23 protein-coding genes are annotated in these 21,492 nt (G+C 42.2%); 8 read left to right on the top strand and 15 right to left on the bottom strand.

What is annotated here, in order from left to right; all coding sequences use genetic code 11:
- Positions 1 to 227 precede the first annotated feature (227 nt).
- Positions 228 to 4,217 (bottom strand): T9SS type B sorting domain-containing protein, encoded by a 3,990-nt coding sequence (locus tag FO440_RS05480; RefSeq protein WP_186292572.1) that lies wholly within the window; start codon positions 4,215 to 4,217, stop codon positions 228 to 230.
- A gap of 225 nt (positions 4,218 to 4,442) precedes the next feature.
- Complete coding sequence (locus FO440_RS05475; protein ID WP_144247205.1) at positions 4,443 to 5,585, bottom strand: NAD(P)/FAD-dependent oxidoreductase; 1,143 nt, start codon at positions 5,583 to 5,585, stop codon at positions 4,443 to 4,445.
- 97 nt (positions 5,586 to 5,682) lie between these two features.
- On the opposite strand from FO440_RS05475, the gene FO440_RS05470 reads away from it, so the two are divergent.
- Positions 5,683 to 6,411, top strand: coding sequence for a zinc metallopeptidase (locus FO440_RS05470; protein WP_144247204.1), 729 nt, complete (start codon positions 5,683 to 5,685; stop codon positions 6,409 to 6,411).
- Between the two features lie 89 nt (positions 6,412 to 6,500).
- Positions 6,501 to 7,595 (top strand): YXWGXW repeat-containing protein, encoded by a 1,095-nt coding sequence (locus FO440_RS05465; protein ID WP_144247203.1) that lies wholly within the window; start codon positions 6,501 to 6,503, stop codon positions 7,593 to 7,595.
- Positions 7,596 to 7,669: 74 nt separating this feature from the next.
- Here FO440_RS05465 and apaG read toward each other — a convergent pair whose 3' ends face one another.
- Both apaG and dusB read right to left on the bottom strand, forming a co-directional pair.
- The gene (apaG, locus tag FO440_RS05460) at positions 7,670 to 8,056 is read right to left on the bottom strand and encodes a Co2+/Mg2+ efflux protein ApaG (RefSeq protein WP_144247202.1); all 387 of its coding nucleotides are present in this window, start codon (positions 8,054 to 8,056) and stop codon (positions 7,670 to 7,672) included.
- 117 nt (positions 8,057 to 8,173) lie between these two features.
- Positions 8,174 to 9,184 carry a tRNA dihydrouridine synthase DusB gene (gene dusB / locus FO440_RS05455; RefSeq protein WP_144247201.1) on the bottom strand — a complete coding sequence of 337 codons (1,011 nt, stop codon included), beginning with the start codon at positions 9,182 to 9,184 and terminating at the stop codon, positions 8,174 to 8,176.
- A gap of 42 nt (positions 9,185 to 9,226) precedes the next feature.
- On the opposite strand from dusB, the gene FO440_RS05450 reads away from it, so the two are divergent.
- The 4 genes from FO440_RS05450 to FO440_RS05435 are packed head-to-tail and all read left to right on the top strand — an operon-like array spanning position 9,227 to position 11,853.
- On the top strand, positions 9,227 to 10,153 hold the full coding sequence (locus FO440_RS05450; RefSeq protein ID WP_144247200.1) for a CPBP family intramembrane glutamic endopeptidase: 927 nt from the start codon (positions 9,227 to 9,229) through the stop codon (positions 10,151 to 10,153).
- Positions 10,154 to 10,366, top strand: coding sequence for a hypothetical protein (locus tag FO440_RS05445; protein WP_144247199.1), 213 nt, complete (start codon positions 10,154 to 10,156; stop codon positions 10,364 to 10,366).
- Positions 10,363 to 11,172, top strand: coding sequence for a phosphatidate cytidylyltransferase (locus FO440_RS05440; RefSeq protein WP_144247198.1), 810 nt, complete (start codon positions 10,363 to 10,365; stop codon positions 11,170 to 11,172). The genes FO440_RS05445 and FO440_RS05440 overlap by 4 nt, the downstream gene beginning before the upstream one ends.
- Before the next feature lie 18 nt (positions 11,173 to 11,190).
- Positions 11,191 to 11,853 (top strand): phosphatidylserine decarboxylase family protein, encoded by a 663-nt coding sequence (locus FO440_RS05435; RefSeq protein ID WP_144248210.1) that lies wholly within the window; start codon positions 11,191 to 11,193, stop codon positions 11,851 to 11,853.
- A gap of 259 nt (positions 11,854 to 12,112) precedes the next feature.
- On the opposite strand, the gene rplS is transcribed toward FO440_RS05435, so the two are convergent.
- From rplS to FO440_RS05400, 7 genes are all read right to left on the bottom strand, one after another.
- Entirely contained in the window at positions 12,113 to 12,460 is a 348-nt protein-coding gene (rplS, locus tag FO440_RS05430; RefSeq protein ID WP_144247197.1) for a 50S ribosomal protein L19, read from the bottom strand.
- A 219-nt stretch (positions 12,461 to 12,679) separates the two neighbouring features.
- Entirely contained in the window at positions 12,680 to 13,351 is a 672-nt protein-coding gene (gene trmD, locus FO440_RS05425) for a tRNA (guanosine(37)-N1)-methyltransferase TrmD (RefSeq protein WP_144247196.1), read from the bottom strand.
- Positions 13,352 to 13,432: 81 nt separating this feature from the next.
- Entirely contained in the window at positions 13,433 to 13,867 is a 435-nt protein-coding gene (locus tag FO440_RS05420; protein WP_144247195.1) for a VOC family protein, read from the bottom strand.
- Between the two features lie 41 nt (positions 13,868 to 13,908).
- Complete coding sequence (locus FO440_RS05415) at positions 13,909 to 14,109, bottom strand: helix-turn-helix transcriptional regulator (protein ID WP_144247194.1); 201 nt, start codon at positions 14,107 to 14,109, stop codon at positions 13,909 to 13,911.
- A gap of 4 nt (positions 14,110 to 14,113) precedes the next feature.
- The gene (locus FO440_RS05410) at positions 14,114 to 14,986 is read right to left on the bottom strand and encodes a hypothetical protein (protein WP_144247193.1); all 873 of its coding nucleotides are present in this window, start codon (positions 14,984 to 14,986) and stop codon (positions 14,114 to 14,116) included.
- 146 nt (positions 14,987 to 15,132) lie between these two features.
- Entirely contained in the window at positions 15,133 to 15,657 is a 525-nt protein-coding gene (gene rimM / locus FO440_RS05405; protein WP_144247192.1) for a ribosome maturation factor RimM, read from the bottom strand.
- A 75-nt stretch (positions 15,658 to 15,732) separates the two neighbouring features.
- Complete coding sequence (locus FO440_RS05400; protein ID WP_144247191.1) at positions 15,733 to 16,275, bottom strand: 30S ribosomal protein S16; 543 nt, start codon at positions 16,273 to 16,275, stop codon at positions 15,733 to 15,735.
- A 136-nt stretch (positions 16,276 to 16,411) separates the two neighbouring features.
- On the opposite strand from FO440_RS05400, the gene FO440_RS05395 reads away from it, so the two are divergent.
- Positions 16,412 to 16,939, top strand: coding sequence for a 5' nucleotidase, NT5C type (locus tag FO440_RS05395; RefSeq protein WP_246104177.1), 528 nt, complete (start codon positions 16,412 to 16,414; stop codon positions 16,937 to 16,939).
- 75 nt (positions 16,940 to 17,014) lie between these two features.
- On the opposite strand, the gene pfkA is transcribed toward FO440_RS05395, so the two are convergent.
- The 4 genes from pfkA to FO440_RS05375 all read right to left on the bottom strand — a co-directional run bounded on the left by pfkA (position 17,015) and on the right by FO440_RS05375 (position 21,040).
- The gene (gene pfkA / locus FO440_RS05390; protein WP_144247190.1) at positions 17,015 to 17,995 is read right to left on the bottom strand and encodes a 6-phosphofructokinase; all 981 of its coding nucleotides are present in this window, start codon (positions 17,993 to 17,995) and stop codon (positions 17,015 to 17,017) included.
- A gap of 80 nt (positions 17,996 to 18,075) precedes the next feature.
- Positions 18,076 to 19,800, bottom strand: a complete 1,725-nt coding sequence (locus FO440_RS05385; protein ID WP_144247189.1) for a protein-disulfide reductase DsbD family protein — start codon at positions 19,798 to 19,800, stop codon at positions 18,076 to 18,078.
- An 8-nt stretch (positions 19,801 to 19,808) separates the two neighbouring features.
- Complete coding sequence (locus tag FO440_RS05380) at positions 19,809 to 20,264, bottom strand: protein-disulfide reductase DsbD N-terminal domain-containing protein (protein ID WP_144247188.1); 456 nt, start codon at positions 20,262 to 20,264, stop codon at positions 19,809 to 19,811.
- Positions 20,261 to 21,040, bottom strand: a complete 780-nt coding sequence (locus FO440_RS05375) for a biotin--[acetyl-CoA-carboxylase] ligase (protein WP_186292571.1) — start codon at positions 21,038 to 21,040, stop codon at positions 20,261 to 20,263. The genes FO440_RS05380 and FO440_RS05375 overlap by 4 nt, the downstream gene beginning before the upstream one ends.
- A 48-nt stretch (positions 21,041 to 21,088) precedes the next feature.
- On the opposite strand from FO440_RS05375, the gene rsfS reads away from it, so the two are divergent.
- Positions 21,089 to 21,463 (top strand): ribosome silencing factor, encoded by a 375-nt coding sequence (gene rsfS / locus FO440_RS05370; RefSeq protein WP_144247187.1) that lies wholly within the window; start codon positions 21,089 to 21,091, stop codon positions 21,461 to 21,463.
- Positions 21,464 to 21,492 lie beyond the last annotated feature (29 nt).

Below are 21,492 nucleotides of genomic sequence, written 5' to 3'. Positions count from 1 at the left end.
CTCTCTCTTTGTATTAACTGACTCATTAACTTACCATAAAGAACAATTGGTTTAGTTCGATAAAATAACAATTACACAAATATAAAGCCGATAGATTTAATCAGGTAAGCTTTAACATTTTTTTAACATATAACTTTTGCACACAATGTTGAGTAATTAACAAAATTTGACTTTATCGGCTTAAATTTATTATAATTCTAATAATGAGGCAGATAAACAGCGTGAATTTATCTAATAAGCTCAACATAGCCGCTTATTTTCGATTTATTATAATCGATAACGTAGTAATAGGTGCCAACAGGTAAGTGTGCGCCGTTATACAAACCATCCCAGGGTTTGCTGTACCCTATCGATTGAAATACCAGCTTTCCGTAACGGTTATAGGTTTTTACTTTACAATCTGGATAAGTGGTAAGCCCGGCTATTTCCCACAGATCATTGATCCCGTCGCCGTTTGGCGTAAATGTATTGGGCGGGGTAATTGTTAACGGAGGCAAAATTGTTACCGTTACCGGTATACTGGTTACCGGTGTAGCGCAATTTATTGATGGTGTTATCGTACAGGTTACAATATCGCCGTTAGCCAAAGTTGTAGTTGTAAAAGTACTGCTGTTTGTACCTGCATTAGCACCATTTACCTGCCATTGATAAGTAACGCTACTGCCGGCATTGATAGCAGTGGCAGTAAATGTAATTGGCAGGCCTGCATAAACGTTATCCGCAGATGCCGTTATAGTCACAGATGGCGGTGCGCCCGTAATTGAGGTAATATTAATTGTTAACGGGTCGGACGTAACAGACGGGTTTGCTAAACATGTCAGCGCGTTATTAGTGACTGTACAAGTCACTTTATCCCCATCTGTAAAATCGTTATTGGTATATTGAGGACTGTTGTCGCCCACGTCCATACCGTTTACATGCCATTGATAAGTGGTGCTGTTACCGCTGTAGTTGGGTGTTGCCGTAAATGTAACAGGTGTACCGCTGCAAACAGCGGCTGTTGCAGAAGATGTAAGACTTACAGTCTGCACCGACCCCGAAGGGATCAAGTCAAGAGAAGGGGCCGGGCTACCTGTAGGTATACTACAAGGGTCGCCATTGGTAACTAAACAAGTAACTACGTCCGTATTGGTTAGGCCGGCAACGGTATAAGTTGTAGTACTCACACCAACGTCTTTAAGGTTAACTTCCCATTTATAAGTCGGATTAGTTAATTCACTTAAATTATTCACATTAACGGTATAGGTAACAGGCGTGCCCTGGCATACGTTTCTGTTACTGACAGAAACACTAATATCAGGCGATGGCGGTGTTGAAACTGTTAAAACTTGTTGCGCGCTGCCCGCATTGTACGAAGTATTGCCGGCCTGGCTGGCAGTTATAGTTGTAGTCCCGGCCGATAAAACATGAACTACCCCCGTGCTTGATACGGTGGCTACTGCCGGATTGCTACTGCTGTAAGTTATTGGTATACCTGAAGGAGGAAAACCAAAGCCTTCGTCATGATCTGTAGCTGACACTGAAAAATCGGTCGAACAAACGCTTTTTGCCGAGATGGGTGCAAAATCAATAACCTGGTCAAGCATCACTGTAAGCGTTACTGATACAGGCGTGGCAGGTAAATAGGTGCCATTTCCTGCCTGCGTGGCGGTGATCTGGCTGTTTCCCGGTCCGTGTATTTGCAACTTGCCATCGGCTGTGACAGTTGCTACCGTGGGGTCGCTGCTGGTATAGGTTATTGGGGTTTGTGGATTGGTATTGGGGCTTGTTGCGTTTGGGGTAATAATATTACCATCATAATGTGACGCGGTTATAGCCGGAAATGTAATAACAGATGGCTGACGCGACGTATTTGTAACCTCTATACTAACAACAGTGCTACTACTCCCGCTACTATTAAAGGCGGTTATGGTATAATCTGCCCTGGCTGTTGGTGTAGTTGGCGTACCGCTGATGGTACCGGTTTTTTGATCAAAAATTAAGCCTGGCGGCAAAGGTTTATCTATAATATATCCGCACACTATTATCTGTTTTACCGTACCGCTCAAATTATCCGCCACGTACAGGTTCCCCAAGCCATCAAGCGTCAACCCTATAGGTGAGTTAAACGTACCAGGCAGCGTGGTGATCACCCCATTCGGCGAAATTCTTTTTACCGTATTACTGCCCTGATCTGTAACGTAGAAATTACCGGTTTTGTCAATTACTATATCCCGTGGCGTCTTTAAACCCGTAACAAAAGTGGATACATATCCGCCCGGTTCTATTTTAACTATGGAGCCATGGCCGGCATCGGCAACATACAAATTACCTGAAGCATCTATACATACACCTGATGGGTTTTTTAATGAGGTGCCATAAATTGTGGAAACAAAACCGCCTAAAGTAATTTTTCTTATTACATTATTCCCATAATCAGCAACATAAATGTTTCCTGATCCATCAATGGTCATTCCTTTAGGAGCATTAAAACTCGCATTAGCGCCTGAACCATCACTCAATGCAGCATTACCGCTACCCACAAAAGTTGATACTACATAATCAGGGCCGGGTCCAATTTTCCTGATCAGGTTATTATTCTGATCCGACACAAATAAATTACCATTGGCGTCCATAGCTATGCCGTTGGGTTCAAAAAAGCTGGCCTGTTGACCGGGCCCGTTTTGCGCACCGTTTGCCGTAGTACCTGCAATGAGCGTGACCGCATTGGTGCTCACATTTATTTCTTTTATTTGATTTTTATTAAAATCACAAACGTATAAATTGCCCTGGGCATCGGTTACAACAGCTGTACTTGCGCTAAAATTATCCTCGAAGGCTTGAGGCAACATATTGGTTGTGCCATATACTACCGCAGGTACAGCACCTCCTGTGTTAGCAGGTACTAATGGTGTAATGGTTTCGCCGGGGTCATATGTTTGCGGGGTTTGATAAGTAATATTTGGCGGTGCAATTACCGGTGGCGGTGGCGTATTTACAGCAATATTTACGATAGTACTACTGCTGCCAGCGCCATTAAATGCGGTAATTGTATAATCCCTTGCCCCGGACGCAGCAGTAGGTGTGCCGCTGATTATACCCGTAGTTTGATCGAATATTAAGCCCGCAGGCAGCGGTTTATCAATAATATAACCCGTTACATTAATTTTGCGGATAAGGTAATTGCCGGCATCCGTTATGAATAAATTACCCAAGCCGTCAATGGCTAAACCTAATGGGGCGTTAAAACTGGCAGCCGTACCAATGCCATTTGTCCTGCCCGGAGAGCCGGACCCTGCAACAGTAGATACTACTCCGGATGGCGTAATTCTGCGTATTAAATTGCTTTTATAGTCTGCAACGTACAGATTACCCGAGCCATCAATAGTTAAAGATGTAGGATAATTAAAGCTTGCTGCTGTACCAACGCCATCCAGGCTACCTGCTGTGCCGTTACCGGCAAATGTTGTTACCGACCCGGCTGAAATCTTTCTTATTAAATTATTTTTAGTATCTGCTACAAATATATTTCCTGCTTTATCAATTGCCAAACCATCCGGGTTAAGGAATCTTGATATTAAATTAGGGCCATTAAGAGAACCTTCATTTCCGCTACCGGCAAATGTTGTTACTGAGCCGGCCGGAGATATTTTCCTGATCAGGTTACCTTGCTGGTCGGCAACATATAAATTATCTGATGCATCAATAGCTATGCCTCCGGGTGAGTTAAAACTTGCACCGGTACCCAACCCATTTAAGCTCCCTGATGAGCCATTTCCCGCAAAAACAGATATGGGGCCTCCATTTATCGTTGTTTTTAGGATAGTGTTTGCATTAAAATTTGTAATAAATAAATTGCCGTGGCTATCAGCAACAATACCTGAGGGTTGAGAATTATTGTTATTGCCTGCTATTGTGGTAACATTTGCATCAGGGGTTATTTTTCTTATAGCCCCGCTACCATAATCAGAAACATAAATGTTTGCACCGCTTACAGTAATTCCTGACGGAAAGTTAAACCCTGCATCAGTTCCCTCGGAATCATATGTCACTGGCGCCCTGCCTCCGGCAAATGTACCTACCTGTCCGTAAATTGCGGCAGGCACCGCCCCCCCGGTGTTAGCGGGCTTTAATGGTGAAATAGTGGTGTTTATTTTATAAATCTGCGGCGTTTCATATGTAATATTTGGCGCCTGCGCATTGGTATAAAATCCTTTTATAAAAAATAAAAAAAGCAATAGCCGTCTGCTAAAGTTTTGACTAAAGCAGCAAGGTAATATATTCTGAAAACCGGCAAACAGGTACATTGGTTAATCAAAAATAACGAAAATAAGCTGAATGTTAATGGCTTATAAATAGGATAAATATTGTGCATGTACAGTGGTTTGGGCCAGTTTTATAAAGAGCGAAACTGGCTGGCAAAACTGTGGAGTATAAGATAAGATGGGCTATAGTATATAGCACTATAAAGTATCCAATAACAATTGTGCAACTTCTTCGCCAACCAGGCTTCCCATTGCTACCCCCATGCCGTTACACCTTACGGCGCAATAAATATCGGGCTTTACTTCTTTCACTATCGGGTTTATATCCTCTCCAAAGCCCATGATGCCGCTCCACCAGTAATCAATTTCGGCTGTTTGGCCGGGCAAGATCATTTCACTTAAATAGCAGGTCAATTGCTGTTTTACCATTTCGGTATGCCCAAAATCAAAGGTTTGCTCGGCTTTATAATCCAGGTTGCGGCCGCCGCCAAATAGTATGCGGCCGTCAATGTTTCTGAAATAATAATAGCCTTCGTTAAAATGATAGGTTCCTTTAAGTTTTAAGCCCGCAACAGGTTTGGTAACTAATACCTGCCCGCGCCCGGGTACTACTTCAAGTCCAGGATAGAGCTGTGCCGCGAATGCATTGGTAGCAAGGATCACTTTGGCGGCTTTAAAATTTCCCTTCGATGTCTGCAGATGAATTTGAGAACCACTCCTATCAATTTGGGTTACGTCGCACTCATTTAAAATTAGTGTGCCCATCGCATAAACTTTATGCAACAATGCACGCATCATTTTGCCGGTATTTATCTGGCCTTCATACTGGTTAACTATCATTTGGCCAACACCTTCAAACCCAAAATCTGCAATTTTATCATTGGCGACTGCATAAATGTCAGGCGAGCCAATGGTTTGCTTTAACAAATTGTTAAAGTATGTTAAGTTATCCAAGCTTTCTTCTGCCTGCGCCTGCTCATTATTCACGAACAGTTCATACCCGCCATATTGATGAAAGTCGATATTTTCGTCGCCCAGGTTTTGGCGCATGCGTTGTAGTCCGCGCCATTTATAATCAACCATCCGCAGTACTTCCTGTTCTGACGATCTTTTCAGGTAAGCAATTTGTTCTGATACAGTGCCAAAACAGGCAAATCCCGCGTTTTTTGTACTTGCGCCGCTTGGCAAAAAGCCGCGTTCAAGCACCAGTACTTTCAAAGAAGGCTGCTGTTTTTTTAAATACAGCGCCGCGCTTAAGCCAACAATGCCACTGCCGATAATGATTACATCGGCATTATTAACAAATTCGGTTTGCTCCCAATATGAATAGTTGTGCAGCATGGTTAAGTCAAAAGTAAAAATTCAAAAACCAAATCATCCTGATTTTTAACTTAATGGAATACTTTTTGAATACACCAATCTATAAAGAAAAAACAATATGGATCACTTAACATTCATTTTAGGATATATAGGTACAGGCTCGGCCTGGTTTTTAATGATCGTCATCTTGCTGATAAGCTCAATCGTGCAATGGCGTTTCAGAAGTAAATTTAAGCAATATTCAGAGGTTGCACTACTATCAGGCATGTCAGGCCAGGAGGTTGCAGAACGTATGCTGCGCGATAATGGCATTTATGATGTGCAGGTAATATCTGTCGAAGGGCAGTTAACCGATCATTACAATCCCGAAACAAAAACTGTTAATTTAAGCCCAGACGTATTTTATAGCCGCAGTGTAGCATCTGCAGCTGTTGCTGCGCACGAGTGCGGGCACGCGGTACAGCATGCCGTAGGATATAGCTGGTTGAGCCTGCGTACCACCCTGGTGCCTGTTACCAATGCAGCATCAACATTGGTACAATTCACCCTGTTTATAGGTGTAATGCTATTATTTTTTATGCACAACCCTTTGGTGTTGGCAATTGGTGTAGCAGCCTTGGCGGTAGTAACGCTTTTTAGCTTTATTACGCTTCCGGTAGAGTTTGATGCCAGCAGCCGTGCTTTAGCATGGTTAAACAATAATTACAGCGTAATGCAAACCAACGATGAGCATGAACAAGCTAAAGATGCTTTATGGTGGGCCGCTATGACCTATGTAGTTGCTGCATTGGGCTCATTAGCCACGTTATTATATTATGCTTCGTTTTTGTTAAACCGTCGGAATTAATACATCGCTATCCTGCCGGCTAATTTTTAATTAGCGTGCTAAACAATTTAAGTTCATAACTGTCTATTAGGGTACAAAATGCCTCTGTTATGAAAAATATAGCTAAAATTTTTATACTGCTTGGGGCGATGGTTATTGTTTCGCCTGCGGCAGATGCACAAGTAAGTGTTGGTTTATCCGTAAGGATAGGGCCACCACCGCTACCGGTTTATACACAACCTCCATGCCCTGTTGACGGTTACCTTTGGGAGCCCGGCTACTGGGCTTATGATAATACCGACGGGTATTACTGGGTACCCGGCGTATGGGTTGCCCCGCCAACTCCGGGATTATTATGGACCCCATGTTATTGGGGATTTGACAACGGCGTTTACTTATATCACGCCGGATACTGGGGTCCGCACGTTGGCTTTTACGGCGGTATAAATTATGGTTATGGCTACCCGGGTTCAGGTTTTTACGGCGGCGTATGGAGTGGCCGATCATTCCGTTACAACACAGCCGTTTTTCATGTAAACAGAACGGTGATACATAACACTTACGTTAACCGTACGGTGATACATACAACCAACAGCCGGGCCAGCTTTAATGGCCGCGGCGGTATAATGGCACAACCACGCCCTGAAGAACGCAGGGCCATGAACGAACACCACATCCAGCCTACGCATACCCAGCTATCGCACCAGCAAATGGCAGGCAGAAATCCGGCACAAAGGTTGTCAGCCAATCATGGCAGGCCCGGCACAGCTGCTATGAACCGTATCAATACGCATTCTATCAGTTCGCCGGGGCATATGGCAAATCATGCCGGGGTACAGCATAACCCATCGCCGGCTACACATGCGGCGATCAATAATCATACACGTACATCGCCTGAAATTAACAGGGCCAGGCAGTCAAATATGGAACAGCATGTGCAACAACGTGCACCGCAAGCCCATATTTCACAACCACAACATATGCAAGAGCCCCGCATGCAGCAACAACACATGCAGGCCCAGCATATGCAACCGCAACGTATGCAGCAGCAACATGTTGAACAACCACGCATGCAGCCTCAACATATGGAACAACCGCATATGCAACCCCAACACATGGGTGGCGGTGGCGGACAACCGCATATGGGTGGTGGCGGCGGCGGAGGCCACATGGGCGGCGGTGGCGGCGGCGGACACCATCATTGATCGCATTAAAATCCAAAGAGAAACCCCGGCTGAAATTTCAACCGGGGTTTCTCTGTATATGATTTTTTAAAAACTTAATTCATCCTGTAAGGCGCTATCAGATAAAATTCAGGAATCTGTACATCAAACACGGCGTTATCCATCAGGCGTACCATTTGGTATTCGCCTTTCATGCTGCCCATATCAGTTTTAAGGTTACAGCCTGACACATATTCGTGCGAAGTACCAGGCTCTATAACAGGTTGTTGTCCTACAACACCTTCGCCCTCAACCTCGCGCTTAGCACCGTTCGAATCAAAAATATACCAGTGACGGCTCATCAGGCGTACCGCATAACTGCCCATATTTTCAATAGAAACTTTATAGGCAAACATAAAATGGTCGTTTGCCGGGTTTGAATACTCGGGCTGATATATAGTTTCTACAGAAACCTTAACACCGTCAGTTATGAATGTAACCATGTTGATAGTAACGTTTAATTCAAATATTAAGATCAGTTGTTCAAAAACCACGCCATACCAATGGCCTAATTTTCAGCAATATATATTTTTTAATGAAAAAGAGAGAAAACTAAAGTGTTAAATCTCTACACTATGTACGTAATTTTCGAACTTTGGGTTGTGTTCAATTTCATGTAAGATCTCTTCCAGCTCCTCAAAAGTACCGGCAGTAACCAGTTTCATGCGGTATTCTTTAAAATTGTCTATCCCCTTAAAATAGTTAGAATAGTGCCTGCGCATCTCAAAAACGCCTGTTTTGGGGCCTTTCCACTCAATTGATTTTACCAGGTGGGTACGGCAGGCATCAATACGTTCTGCAAACGTGGGTTTATCCAGGTGCTGCCCAGTTTTAAAGTAATGTTTTATTTCGCGGAAAATCCATGGGTAGCCAATGGCAGCCCTGCCAATCATCATGCCATCTACGCCATATTCCATACGCCAGGCTGCCGCTTTTTCAGGCGAGTCGATGTCGCCATTCCCAAAAATGGGGATATTTATCAGCGGATTTTTCTTGATCTCGCGGATCAATGTCCAATCGGCAGAACCCTTATACATTTGCGCACGGGTACGGCCATGTATGGTCAAAGCTTTTATTCCTACGTCTTGCAGGCGCATGGCAACTTCTTGTACGTTCTTGGTGTTATCGTCCCAGCCTAAGCGGGTTTTCACCGTTACCGGCAAGTGTGTAGCCTCAACAACCGCTTTGGTCATGGCTACCATTTTATCAATATCCTGCAACAGGCTTGCGCCCGCACCACGGCAAGCCACGTTTTTTACAGGGCAGCCGTAGTTAATATCAATCAGATCAGGGCCTGCCTGCGATGAAATAGCCGACGCTTCACGCATATGCTCAATATCGCTGCCAAAGATCTGGATGCCGATGGGCCTTTCATATTCAAAAATGTCCAGCTTTTTAAGGCTTTTGGCCGCATCACGAATTAATCCTTCGGACGAGATAAACTCTGTGTACATCATATCCGCGCCATGTTGTTTGCATACGTAACGGAAAGGCGGATCGCTCACATCTTCCATCGGTGCCAGCAGCAGCGGGAATTCTCCTAAATCAATATTTCCTATTTGTACAGACATGGCTTATCTTTAAGCGCTGCAAAAATACGCATTTTAAAATTAATGAGCACAAACCCCGATAAACAACAGCATCCTTCTTTACAATTTCTTGTCTTTATTGCCCTAACTTTCGGGATTATTTTTGCCGGGTATCTTATTGGTGCAGCAATAGTTATGATTTTGTATGGCGTAAACACCGTGGTTGACCTCGCGCAACTTAACCTGGCCAACCCTAATGCTGTTACCGGTTTGTGGATCCTGCAGATAGTAAGTACTACTATCCCCATCATCGTATCATCGCTGATATTTGCTTATTGGATAGTTAAAAGCCCGCAAGAATATTTAAAGCAAGCTTTTAAATTTCCGCTACTGTTGCCCGTTATTGTTTTTTTTGTGATGCTGACATCATCGCCATTAATCGAAATATTGAGCAACATTAACCAAAAAATGGTGCTGCCACATTTTTTAGATGGCGTGCAACGCTGGATGCGCCAATCTGAAGACCAGGCCAAAAAACTGACTGACGTATTGCTGCAAATGAAAACCATCAGCAGTATGCTACTTAAATTATTGGTAGTTGGCTTACTCACCGCCATAGTTGAAGAATTTATGTTCAGAGGTGTAATACAAACCATCTTTACCAAATGGACTAAAAACCCGCACGCGGCCATCTGGATAACGGCGGCGTTATTCAGCGCCTTCCACATGGAGTTTTTTGGCTTTTTACCGCGCATGTTCCTTGGGGTATTATTTGGCTATTTTGTGGTTTGGAGCGGCAGCATCTGGACATCAGTATGGGCACATTTTATCAATAATGGTACTGTAGTAATCGTTACTTATTTATATCAAAATCAACGGATCAAAGTTAACCCGGACGATCAGCATATATTTAATTATGGCAGCTATGTTTTTAGCCTTATAATTGTTTTATTTTTGCTATATCTATATCGTACAATCGCAATGGGCAAAGTAAAAATGCCTGTACTTTAAATGGAAAAAAACTGGATCAAAATTTTTACGTCGACTGATTTTTACCGGTCGGAAATTATTAAACAGGTGCTTTGCGAGCACCAGATAGATGCAGTTTTACTAAACAAACAAGCTTCGTCACACCGCGATTTTGGTGATGTTGAAGTTTATATACACCAACAGGATTTTAGCCACGCTATTGAGGTAATGATCCTGAACCAAATTAACCTATGAAAATTCGTGCCATAACAGGCTTCTTCTTTATTATTGTGATGGTGGCCTCTGTTTTACTGGGGCATTATGTATTCGGTGCATTTTATTTATTACTAAGCTGTTTTTGCCTTTGGGAGTTTTACGGGCTGGTTAAAAAAGCCGGCTTTAAACCCGATGTTACTACCGGGTTATTGAATGGTATTTTTATTTACGCTGCGTTCGCATTGGCAGCTTACCAGTCGGAAGGCGCGCACAAGCTATTATTTTTATTGCCGGTACCGGTCAGTGCCATATTTATCCAGGAGCTTTTTAAAAAGAACAAAGCCCCCTTTACCAACATTGGCTATACTTATTTAGGATTGATATTCACCATTATGCCTTTTACATTTTTCCACGGATTGGCTTATGTGAATGGTTCATTTAATTTTCATTTCCCGCTGGGATTTTTGCTAATGCTTTGGGCTAACGATACCGGGGCCTATTTAGTAGGCAGCCAAATGGGGCGCAATAAGTTATTTGAGCGGCATTCGCCTAAAAAAACCTGGGAGGGGCTTATCGGCGGTATTATTATCACCGGGATAGCCGCTTATATTATCAGCATATATTATACCGAGTTAACCGCGCAGCAATGGATCATCAGCGGGGTAATCATCAGCTGCTTTGGCACTACCGGCGACCTGATAGAATCTATGTTTAAACGCAGTATTGATGTAAAAGACTCGGGTGGCATATTGCCGGGCCATGGCGGCCTGCTCGACCGCTTTGACGGTTTGCTGATTGCCGCGCCAATTGTATATACTTATCTGTACTTCATTACAAATGCTTAATTTTGCCCCATGAAGAAAATGACTTTTCACAAAGAAGGATACACATCCCTTGCGCTATGTATCTTGTTTATCTTTATTTTAAATGCCGGTATACAATTTTACAAACCGGAAGCAACTGCTTTAAAATGGATCTTTTATATCCTTTCAGCAGTGCTGTTTATCATTATAGTGCAGTTTTTCCGCAACCCTCATTTCGATATTACCCAAGACGAAAAGGTAGTGCTTTGCCCTGCAGACGGTAAAGTTGTAGTAATTGAAGAAGCTACCGAAACTGAGTTTTTAAAAGATAAACGCATCCAGGTTTCGGTATTTATGTCGCCGGTAAATGTGCACGTTAACCGTAACCCAATAAGCGGGGTTGTTAAATATTTTAAATATCACCCGGGTAAATACCTGGTAGCCTGGCATCCAAAGTCATCAACAGAAAATGAGCGCACCACTGTTGTTACCGAAAATAGCACGGGTACACCTGTACTGTTCAGGCAAATTGCCGGCGCGCTGGCACGTCGTATTGTGTGGTATGTAAAAGAGGGCGACAAGGTTGAGCAGGGCGATCAGTTCGGCTTTATTAAATTCGGCTCGCGTGTCGATCTGTTTTTACCATTGGGTTCAAAGATAAACGTAGAGATCGGCGAGGTTGTAAAGGGTGGCCGTACTGTAATAGCGGAATTACCTGCGTAATCCCCCCAGCCCCCTTAAAGGGGGAGAAATGGATAAAGCGATATTCATTTGAACGTTAGTGAGAAATCACTACACCGCAGGTAATGCGCTATACTTGTGTGTATAGACCCCTCCTTCGCGCCAGTCGCAACGCTTTTTCGGCTCTATTGAAATAACAAGTTTATTTAAAAATTGCCCACAAAAAATGCCTTCTCTCAAATGAAAGAAGGCATTTTTAATATACTTGCCTCTTAATTCCCTATTCAGGAAATCAGCGGGATTAAACTCTTTTTGACTTGATACGAGCTGCTTTACCGGTAAGGGCACGCAGGTAATAAAGTTTAGAGCGACGTACTTTACCGTGGCTGTTAACTTCAACTTTTTCAATGTTTGGCGAGTTAGCAGGGAAGATACGCTCAACACCTATTCCGTTTGAAACTTTACGTACGGTAAATGTTTCAGACACACCAACACTGTTACGTTGGATAACTACACCTTGGTAAACCTGGATACGTTCCTTGGTTCCTTCTTTAATTTTATAATGAACGCTTACAGTATCACCGGCTTTGAAAGACGGAAACTTGTTAATTGTTACTGTTTGCTCTTCTACAAATTTTACTAAATCCATGATTTTAAGCTCTAAATGCGATTTTTAACCCGTAAAAATCGGATTGCAATTATAGGGATTATTTTTTGAAATTAAAAGAGCATTTTAAAAATTTCCACAATTTGTTTTTTGTTAACACAATGGGGTAATTAACATTGTAGAGGTACAATACTTTTTATCTCATCTTATATGGTTAAATAATACCAGCGAGACACAAAGTATTGTGCCTCTACAGTATTTTTACATAATATCGGGCCGGCGGGATTTGGTACGTTCTACCGCCTGGTCAAAACGCCATTTTTCTATTTCGGGCGTGTTGCCGCTTAATAATATATCAGGCACTTTATGGCCGTTCCAGTCTGCAGGGCGCGTATATACCGGCGCGTCCAGCAAACCATCCTGGAAAGAGTCTGAAAGGGCCGATGTTTCGTCAGACAGCACACCGGGTATCAAACGTACTACTGCATCAACCACTATAGCTGCCGGTAATTCGCCGCCCGACAGTACATAGTCGCCAACAGAGATCTCACGGGTAACAAAGATATCACGGATCCGCTGGTCGATCCCTTTATAATGACCGCAAAGTATAATGATATTTTTTTTGATGGATAGCTGGTTGGCCATAGCCTGATTAAGCGTTTCGCCATCTGGCGACATAAAGATCACCTCATCATACTCACGCTCAGCTTTTAACGCTTCAATACATTTGGCAAATGGGCCAATGGTCATTACCATGCCGCTACCGCCGCCGTAGGGATAATCATCTACACTTTTTTGTTTGCCGGGGGCGTAGTCGCGCAGGTTATGCACGTGGATCTCGGCAATACCTTTCTTTTGCGCGCGCTGCAAAATAGAATGTGCAAAAGGGCTTTCTAATAATCCAGGCAATACAGTGATGATGTCAAAACGCATGGGGGCAAAGGTAGAGATTAGTGATTAAAGATTAGTGATTAGTTGTTTTAGTGTGTTTAAAGCGATCTGCCCAACCTTTAATTAATTAATCTCTAATCTCTTCTGAATAATCCATTTGTGCCCGAAGGGGTCTATAAACTCGCCTTGACGGTAACCGTAATCATAATCGGTTACGGGTACTATAAGCGTGGCGCCCGCTTCAATGGCCTGGTTAAATACGGCATAAACATCATTGACAAACAAACCTATATTAACAGTGCCCCCTGCCATGGCCGGTATAGTGTGGCTGAATTGGGTTATTTCATGGATGTGAAACACAGCGCCGTCAATAACCAGTTCGGCCACGTGGATGCTGCCGTCATCGTTCCTTAAGCAAAAGTTTTCGGTGGCGTTAAATGCCTTTTGGTAAAAACTGATATCAGTAGTGCCGTTAACAATAGCCAATACCGGTGCAAAGGAAGTGCCCCCCGGCTCCCTAAAGGGGGTGTCTTTCGAAGATGTATTTTTTGATTCCATAAATCTATGAGCGCTTACCATTCCCCTTAGGGATTAGGTTGTTAATCCCCTTCTTCTAAAATAAATATTTCTTCAACTTGTTTGCCAAAAACGCGCGCAATTTTCAGTGCAAGCACGGTGGATGGCACATATTTATTGCTCTCGATAGTATTTATGGTTTGGCGTGATACACCAATAAGCTCGGCAAGATCACCCTGGGTGATATTTTTTATAGCGCGCTCTATGCGGAGTGTGTTTTTCATGATATTACTCCCTCGTATCTTTTAATAGTTTATTGTAAGCGAAATGAAACCTGATTAAAAAGAAGGCTTCCGCGCCAACAAGATTAAACATCATTATGTAAAAGAACGCGTTGCCATATATAAAAAAATCGCTCAGCAATAAAAAACCATAAACAAAATAAATAGCCAGTTGCATAGATTCCATGCGGATAGTGCTTATCATTTCGTCCTCGCGCTTTTGCCGGCTGAAAACCCAGACTAATAATGAAAGCGATAAAACAGCTATGATTTCAGACGAGTATGGAAGAGGCCAATTAGTATAAGTTAAGGCAGCGGGCACGAACAAAATTCTTGTGGCCCATTTACTAACTACACGATAGGGGTAATATGGTAAAAAAGAAAGTCCTCCTAATTTATACTGGCCCATTTTACTGTACAGCAAATAATGATATCGAAGTAAAAAAATAATCAGAACACTAAAAAGATTATATATGGCTATAACCGCTATATAACCGAAAGAACCAAGAATATTATGATAGTCGTAAAACACATCGCCTTTAATAATTGCTGCGATAATTAGAACTGTACAAAGCGAATAATTGATCAAAATAGACCAATATAGCGCATTATGCCTTATCCGGGTGGTCAATTCATCTTCTATTTTTTCTTTCGCAAAAGCTACAAGCATGGCGCCTGCAATAACCAATGCCAATGCTAATGAATTGGTGAATTGTTGAACATCGATAACGTTTGGATTGTTAGCCCGAATTCTGGAAGTGGAAAAACCGGGTATGTTATAATTTCTAAAGAACGAGAAATACCCCAAAACAAGCCCGGGAATAAGTATAGCCCATCCAATACGTTTACAATAGTGTGGAAATAAAAAACGTGAAGTCATTTGTGTAAAGTTTGATTTACCAAATGTAAAACAAACTTTACACAAATGTCAAATATATCTGACATTTGTTTTATCAATCGGTTGGTTTTCCTTAAACTCATATTTCCCCTTTAGGGTCCGAAGGACTCCTATGGAGAGTTAGGGGCTTAATCCAAATAAATATCCAGCAATCCTTCCGGCAGATCAATGTTTATGATCTCTTTCACAACATCAATCCCTGTTATGGTTTCTTCATTTAGTGGGAAAAGTACTTCTTTGCCGTTAAAATCAATTGTGGCAATTAGTTGCTGAGGATATTCCTGCACGTCGGTTATTTCGCCAAGCTCGCCTTCATTGTCGTCAATGGCGGTAAAACCTACCAGGTCGAACAAGGTAAAATCTTCTTCGCCTTTTACAGGCTTCAATTTGTTGGGTAAATAAACGTCTTTTTTTACCAGTGCAGCCGCTTTCTCAATGGTATCTACATCTTCTAAATATAAAAACGCATGCCCGTTATGGCTATATTTAACCGACTCCACAAAAAAAGGCGCCAGTTTACCTGCTATCTGTATAAACAGCGCATCAAAATCAATATCCTCCAGGCCGTCAAAATCAACATACAGCTGCATCTCGCCTTTAAGGCCCTTGGTTTTTAAAATACTACCTATCCGGAAACAGTCTTCAATCTTCATTATAAACGCGTTTAAATAACAATGGCGAAGAACCTTTGGGTTGCTTCGCCATTGTATAAATATTGTTTGCTGAAATTATTCAGCGCTATCAGCTTCAGCAGCAGGAGTTTCTTCTGTAGCTTCAGCAACCGGAGCTTCTTCTTCAACTTCTTCGGCAGGAGGAGTGTATTTTGCAGCGATAGCGGCAGCTTTATCTTCCTTCTTTTTAGCTTCTGCAACCAATGCCTCTTTACGTGCAGCATCTTTAGCTGAGTGTAAGTCTGATTTTTTACCAGAGATCTTGCTTTCTTTCTGATCTAACCAGGCAGCAAATTTAGTTTCTGCTTCTTCGGCAGTAAACGCGCCTTTTTTAACACCGCCTTCTAAGTGTTTTTTGTATAAAACACCTTTGTATGCCAATATAGCACGGCAGGTATCGGTTGGTTGTGCACCATTGTTAACCCACTCTAAAGTTTTATCGAAGTTGATATCGATAGTTGCAGGATTGGTGTTAGGGTTATAAGACCCAATACGCTCAATAAAGCGTCCGTCACGCGGAGCACGAGCGTCAGCTACTACAATGTAATAAAAAGGTCTTCCCTTTTTACCATGTCTTTGCAATCTGATTTTAGTTGCCATTTTTTGTTTTTAATTATGTGTTCAACATTCCCCCGGAGTTTATTTCAGCGGGGACGCAAAGGTAGCAATATAATTCAAAATAAAAAATTCAAAATTCAAAAGGCTTTTGCGGTGTAAATTTTTGAAATTTACCGCCATGAATAAACTAAGCATCGCCATAGATATGGATGAGGTTATTGCCGATCCGATTGACAAATTCATCACCATTTATCAACAGGAACATGGCTATAATTATACCCTTGATCAAATGCACGGCAAGGAGTTCAGAGAATTGTTGCCGCCTGAACTTGACCATACCCTGCGCGAATACATTAACCGCAAAGGGTTTTTCAGAGACCTGAAAGTGATTAAAGACAGCCAGGAAGTTTTAGCAGAGCTGAATAAAAAGTATGATGTATTTATTGTATCGGCAGCTACCGAGTTCCCTAACTCGTTAGAAGATAAACAGGCATGGCTGGCTGATTATTTCCCATTTATATCATGGACCAATATTATGTTTTGCGGGTATAAAATTGTGAATACCGATATCATGATAGACGACCGTACCAAAAACTTCACCCGTTTTAACGGTCGCAAATTATTATTTACATCACCGCATAATGTAATGCTTACAGAATATGAGCGTGTAAATAACTGGAAAGAAGCTGCAGAAAAATTATTGTAAGTCTTTAGTTTGAAGTCCTTAGTCCAAGGTCATTTAACGTTTTGTGACTATAGACTAAGGACTCAAACCTTTCGACTATAAAGAAAGCATTTCAACTATCCTGATAAATTCGGCGTTTACATCATTATGATGTTTAACCGATTGATCAAAAGGAGTAAAGACAATATCATTGTGGATCAGGCCTGCCATTTCGCCGGTGTGGCCCTCTTTTATTGCCTCAACAGCTGCAACGCCTAAGCGGCTGGCCAATACCCTGTCCATGCAGGTAGGTTTACCACCACGTTGTATGTGACCCAGTATAGATACACGGGTATCATAATGCGGGAATTTCTCCATAATAGCCCGGCCAATTTCAAAAGCCCCGCCCGGTTCATCGCCCTCGGCAACCATTACTATTTTCGAGGTTTTATCTTTGCGCCCCCTTTGCAGGCGATCAAACAAGGCATTTATGTCAGACTTTGTTTCAGGCACCATAATAGCTTCAGCACCCACGCCCATACCGGTGCGTAAAGCGATCATACCAGAATCACGACCCATTACTTCCACAATAAACAACCTATCGTGCGATTCGGCTGTTTCACGGATTTTGTCAACTGCCTCAATAACTGTATTTATGGCAGTGTCATAACCTATGGTAAAGTCAGATCCGCGCAGGTCATTATCAATAGTACACGGAACAGCCATGATAGCGATATCCGGGTATTCATCACCAAACTCGCGCATACCTTTAATAGTGCCATTACCACCAAGTGCTACCAAGGCTTCAATACCATTTTTTTTAAGCTGATCATAAGCCAGTTTACGCCCTGCGGAGGTTTTAAACTGTTCGCTGCGACCGGTCTTTAACATGGTACCGCCGCGTTGTATAATATTTGATACCGATTTGGTACCCATAAGTTCTATATCACCGTTTATCATCCCCTCAAATCCCCGGCGGATACCGGCAACTTCAATATCATAAAAAACAGCTGTACGTACTACCGCCCTGATCGCGGCATTCATTCCTGGAGAGTCACTACCGGACGTAAAAAGTCCTATTTTTTTTATCGGGCTCATTATAATATTTGGGCAGAGAGTTTTAGTCTTAATTCAGCAGGCTTACTTGACCAGCCTGCCGATTTTGCCGCAAATTTACATTATTTTTTGCCTTGTTGTGTACTTTGATATGCTGTAATTCCGCTTTCTAAAAATTTTAAATAGCTATTCACGTCATAATCAGCCGGTGAGGGGGCTATAGTTTTACCATTTTTGTCAGTAAGCATGTTTCCATCGCTGTCAAGCAAAACGTAAAACGGCTGTGAATTGGCATTAAATCTCGAAGCTTCCAGATCGCTCCATTTACCGCCAAGGTTAGTTATTTTTTTACCGCTATAGGTTGATGTAAATTGCTCGGCAGGTTCTAACGCCGCTTTATCGTCAACCACCAGTTGCAGCAATACAAAGTCGTTTTTTAAATGATTGAACACGCGTGGATCTGTCCAGACATCGGCTTCCATTTTACGGCAATTAACACAGTTAAAGCCGGTAAAGTCGATCATTATAGGCTTATGCAGATCTTTTGACACCTGCAGGGCCTGATCATAATCATACCATGCATCTAAACCACGTGTTTTTATACGTGTGTAATTAGCCTCATATTTTTTTACCAAAGTTGATTGTTTGGCAGGAGCAGCATTTGAACTTCCACCACCCGGTATTTGCGAAAGGTCAAAATCCTGCGTAGCCATAGGGGGTAAAAACGCGCTGATGGATTTTAATGGCGCTCCCCATAATCCCGGGATCATATAAACAACAAATGCGAATACAATAACAGAGAAAAAGAACCTTGGGATAGAAACATGATCAGTTTCGCTGTCATGCGAAAACCTGATCTTGCCTAAAAGATAAAGGCCCAATAAAAATCCTAATGCTATCCAAAGCGATAAAAAGACTTCGCGGTCAAACCAGTTCCAGTGATAGGCCAGATCAACATTCGAAAGAAATTTCAATGCGAAACCGATCTCTAAAAAACCTAAAACAACTTTTACGGTATTTAACCAGCCGCCCGATTTCGGCAATGATTTTAATGCAGAAGGAAATAAAGCGAATGCCGTAAACGGCAATGCCAATGCTGACGAGAAGCCAAGCATGCCTATAGCCGGGCCCAGCCTGTCGCCTTTTGAGGCTGCTTCAACAAGCAGGGTACCGATAATTGGCCCTGTACATGAAAAGGAAACTACAACCAGGGTAGCGGCCATAAAAAAGATACCCGCAACGCCGCCTTTATCGGCATTTGCGTCAAGCTTATTACCCAGCGAACTTGGCAGCGTGATTTCGAACGCACCCAAAAAGGAGATGCCGAACACCACCAGCAATAAAAAGAAAAATATATTGAAGATGCCGTTAGTGGCCAATGAGTTAAGCGCGTCTGACCCAAAAACCGCCGATATAATTACCCCTAAGCCAACATATATAATGATAATAGATAAGCCATATAGCAACGATTGCCCCACACCTTTTGCCCGCGACCCTGATTTTTTTGTAAAAAAGCTTACGGTTAATGGCAGCAAGGGATAAATACAGGGCATGATCACAGCTGCAAATCCGCCTAAAAAGCCTTCGATAAAGATCTGCCAAAGCGTTTTTGGTTTTTCTGTCGCAGGCGCGGATATAGTTGTTTTTGCTTTCGCGACGGTAGTTTGCTGCGCCTTTTTTGCCGATGCAATGCTATCGGCCGCAGTGGGGATGCTGGTAAAAGTAACGCCGCTGGTATCTGCGGTTTGGGCTTTTACGGTATTTGTACCTGCCACAAAAAACACTGCGGCAAAAAATAAAACACCCAATAATTGTTTAACAGGAATGCTTTTGATGGCTGGTATCATATACTGTATTATTTACCAACCGGGATAGAAAAATCAACATCCTCCGGCGGAAGGCATTTTTTATCATTACAGGTCATGTATTCCAACTGGCCCTTAATTGCTGTTAGTTTTGCGCCGGGCTTTAATTTTATCTTTTGCTGAAATATAACTTCCTTTTCAAAATAGCTTACATCCATTTTAAAGGATTCTTCATATTTGGTTACAGGCTTTGGTTCAACCGGTTTACCAACCAATTCATAATCTTTAGATTTCGCAAATGTGAATGCAGTCTTTATCGGGCCACCCTCTTTTACATTTAGTGAATAAATGTGCCAGCCGGGTTGTATAGTGGCTTTTAATAATAAGGTAGCCTCTGTAGCGCTTGTTTTTTTTGCGGCGTAGGCCCAGGTTACCGGATGCTCAATCTGCGCGTAGGCGCCGGCGCTTATTAATACTGCTGCAATTATTGCAAATAGTTTTTTCATGGTTTGATGTTGTTTAAAAATTCTATCTCTTTAAGATTATATGTGTTCTCGTTATCGTTTTGTTGTACCACCAACAAACCGTTGTCTTTTACGCCGGTGATGATGCCTTCAAACACATCATCGCCTGCCTTAAAACGCTTTTGTTCATTAAACCAGTATAGTCGGTTTAAATAAGCATTCCTTACATCATTTATCTTACCCGCTTTTAAACTAAGGTAATATGCTTCAACATTGTTGCAAATTTCTGCTAAAATAAGCCGTAAATCGTAATCCTTATGCAATATCTGCTTAACAGATGTCGCATTACTGGCCTCATCAGGGAAAACGTCCTGGTTAATGTTTAACCCTATGCCAATTATGGCACTTTTTATCTGGTTGCCCTGCAATATATTCTCTATCAGCATACCGCCCAGTTTTTTATCGCCATAATAAATGTCATTAGGCCATTTTATTTTAAGCGCACTGCCCAATATCGGACACAGTGTATCATAAACGCCCAAACTTACAGCGCGGGTAAGATCAAACTGTTCGGTAACAGACAAAAAAGTGGGTTTTAATAATATGCTGAATGTTAGGTTTTTGCCTGGTTCGGCATGCCATTTATTGTTTTGCTGCCCCCGGCCGGCAAACTGCGTTTCTGCCATAATGACCGTTCCTTCAGGCACTGGCTTGGAATTTGTCAATAAGTTTTTAAGGAAATTGTTAGTTGAGTCAACTTCTTTTAGTGACAGTAAATTTTGTCCAACAAATAATCCTGAAAATATGTTATTTTGCAATGTTATAATAATGCTAAAACCAAAAACGTTCAAAACTAATTCTTTTTGATGGTAAAAAATAAAACGATAAGTGAATCGGATTACATTTCTGAATTAGCCATTCATGGCATACAGGAAAAAAAAGGAAACGATATTGTCAGGTTAGACCTCCGTAATATAAACAGTTCGGTGACAGATTATTTTGTAGTATGTCATGCCGACTCAGCCACACAAGTTAAAGCAATTGCCAATAGTATCGAAGAAGAAATTTACAAAGCCTTAAAGCAGGACCCCTGGCGCAAAGAGGGGCTTGAGTACGGCGAGTGGATATTGCTGGATTATATAAATGTTGTTGTACACGTATTCCGTACGGATAAGCGTGAGTATTATGGCGTAGAAGACCTATGGGGCGATGCCGAAGTAAAAAGTTATAAAAGCGCCTAATCATGCACCTTAAAACTTATAATGATTAA

This window comes from Mucilaginibacter corticis (assembly GCF_007558865.1).
GTDB lineage: Bacteria > Bacteroidota > Bacteroidia > Sphingobacteriales > Sphingobacteriaceae > Mucilaginibacter > Mucilaginibacter corticis.
Note: the sequence above shows the minus strand (reverse complement) of the source record. Positions and strands in the feature narration are given on the sequence as shown.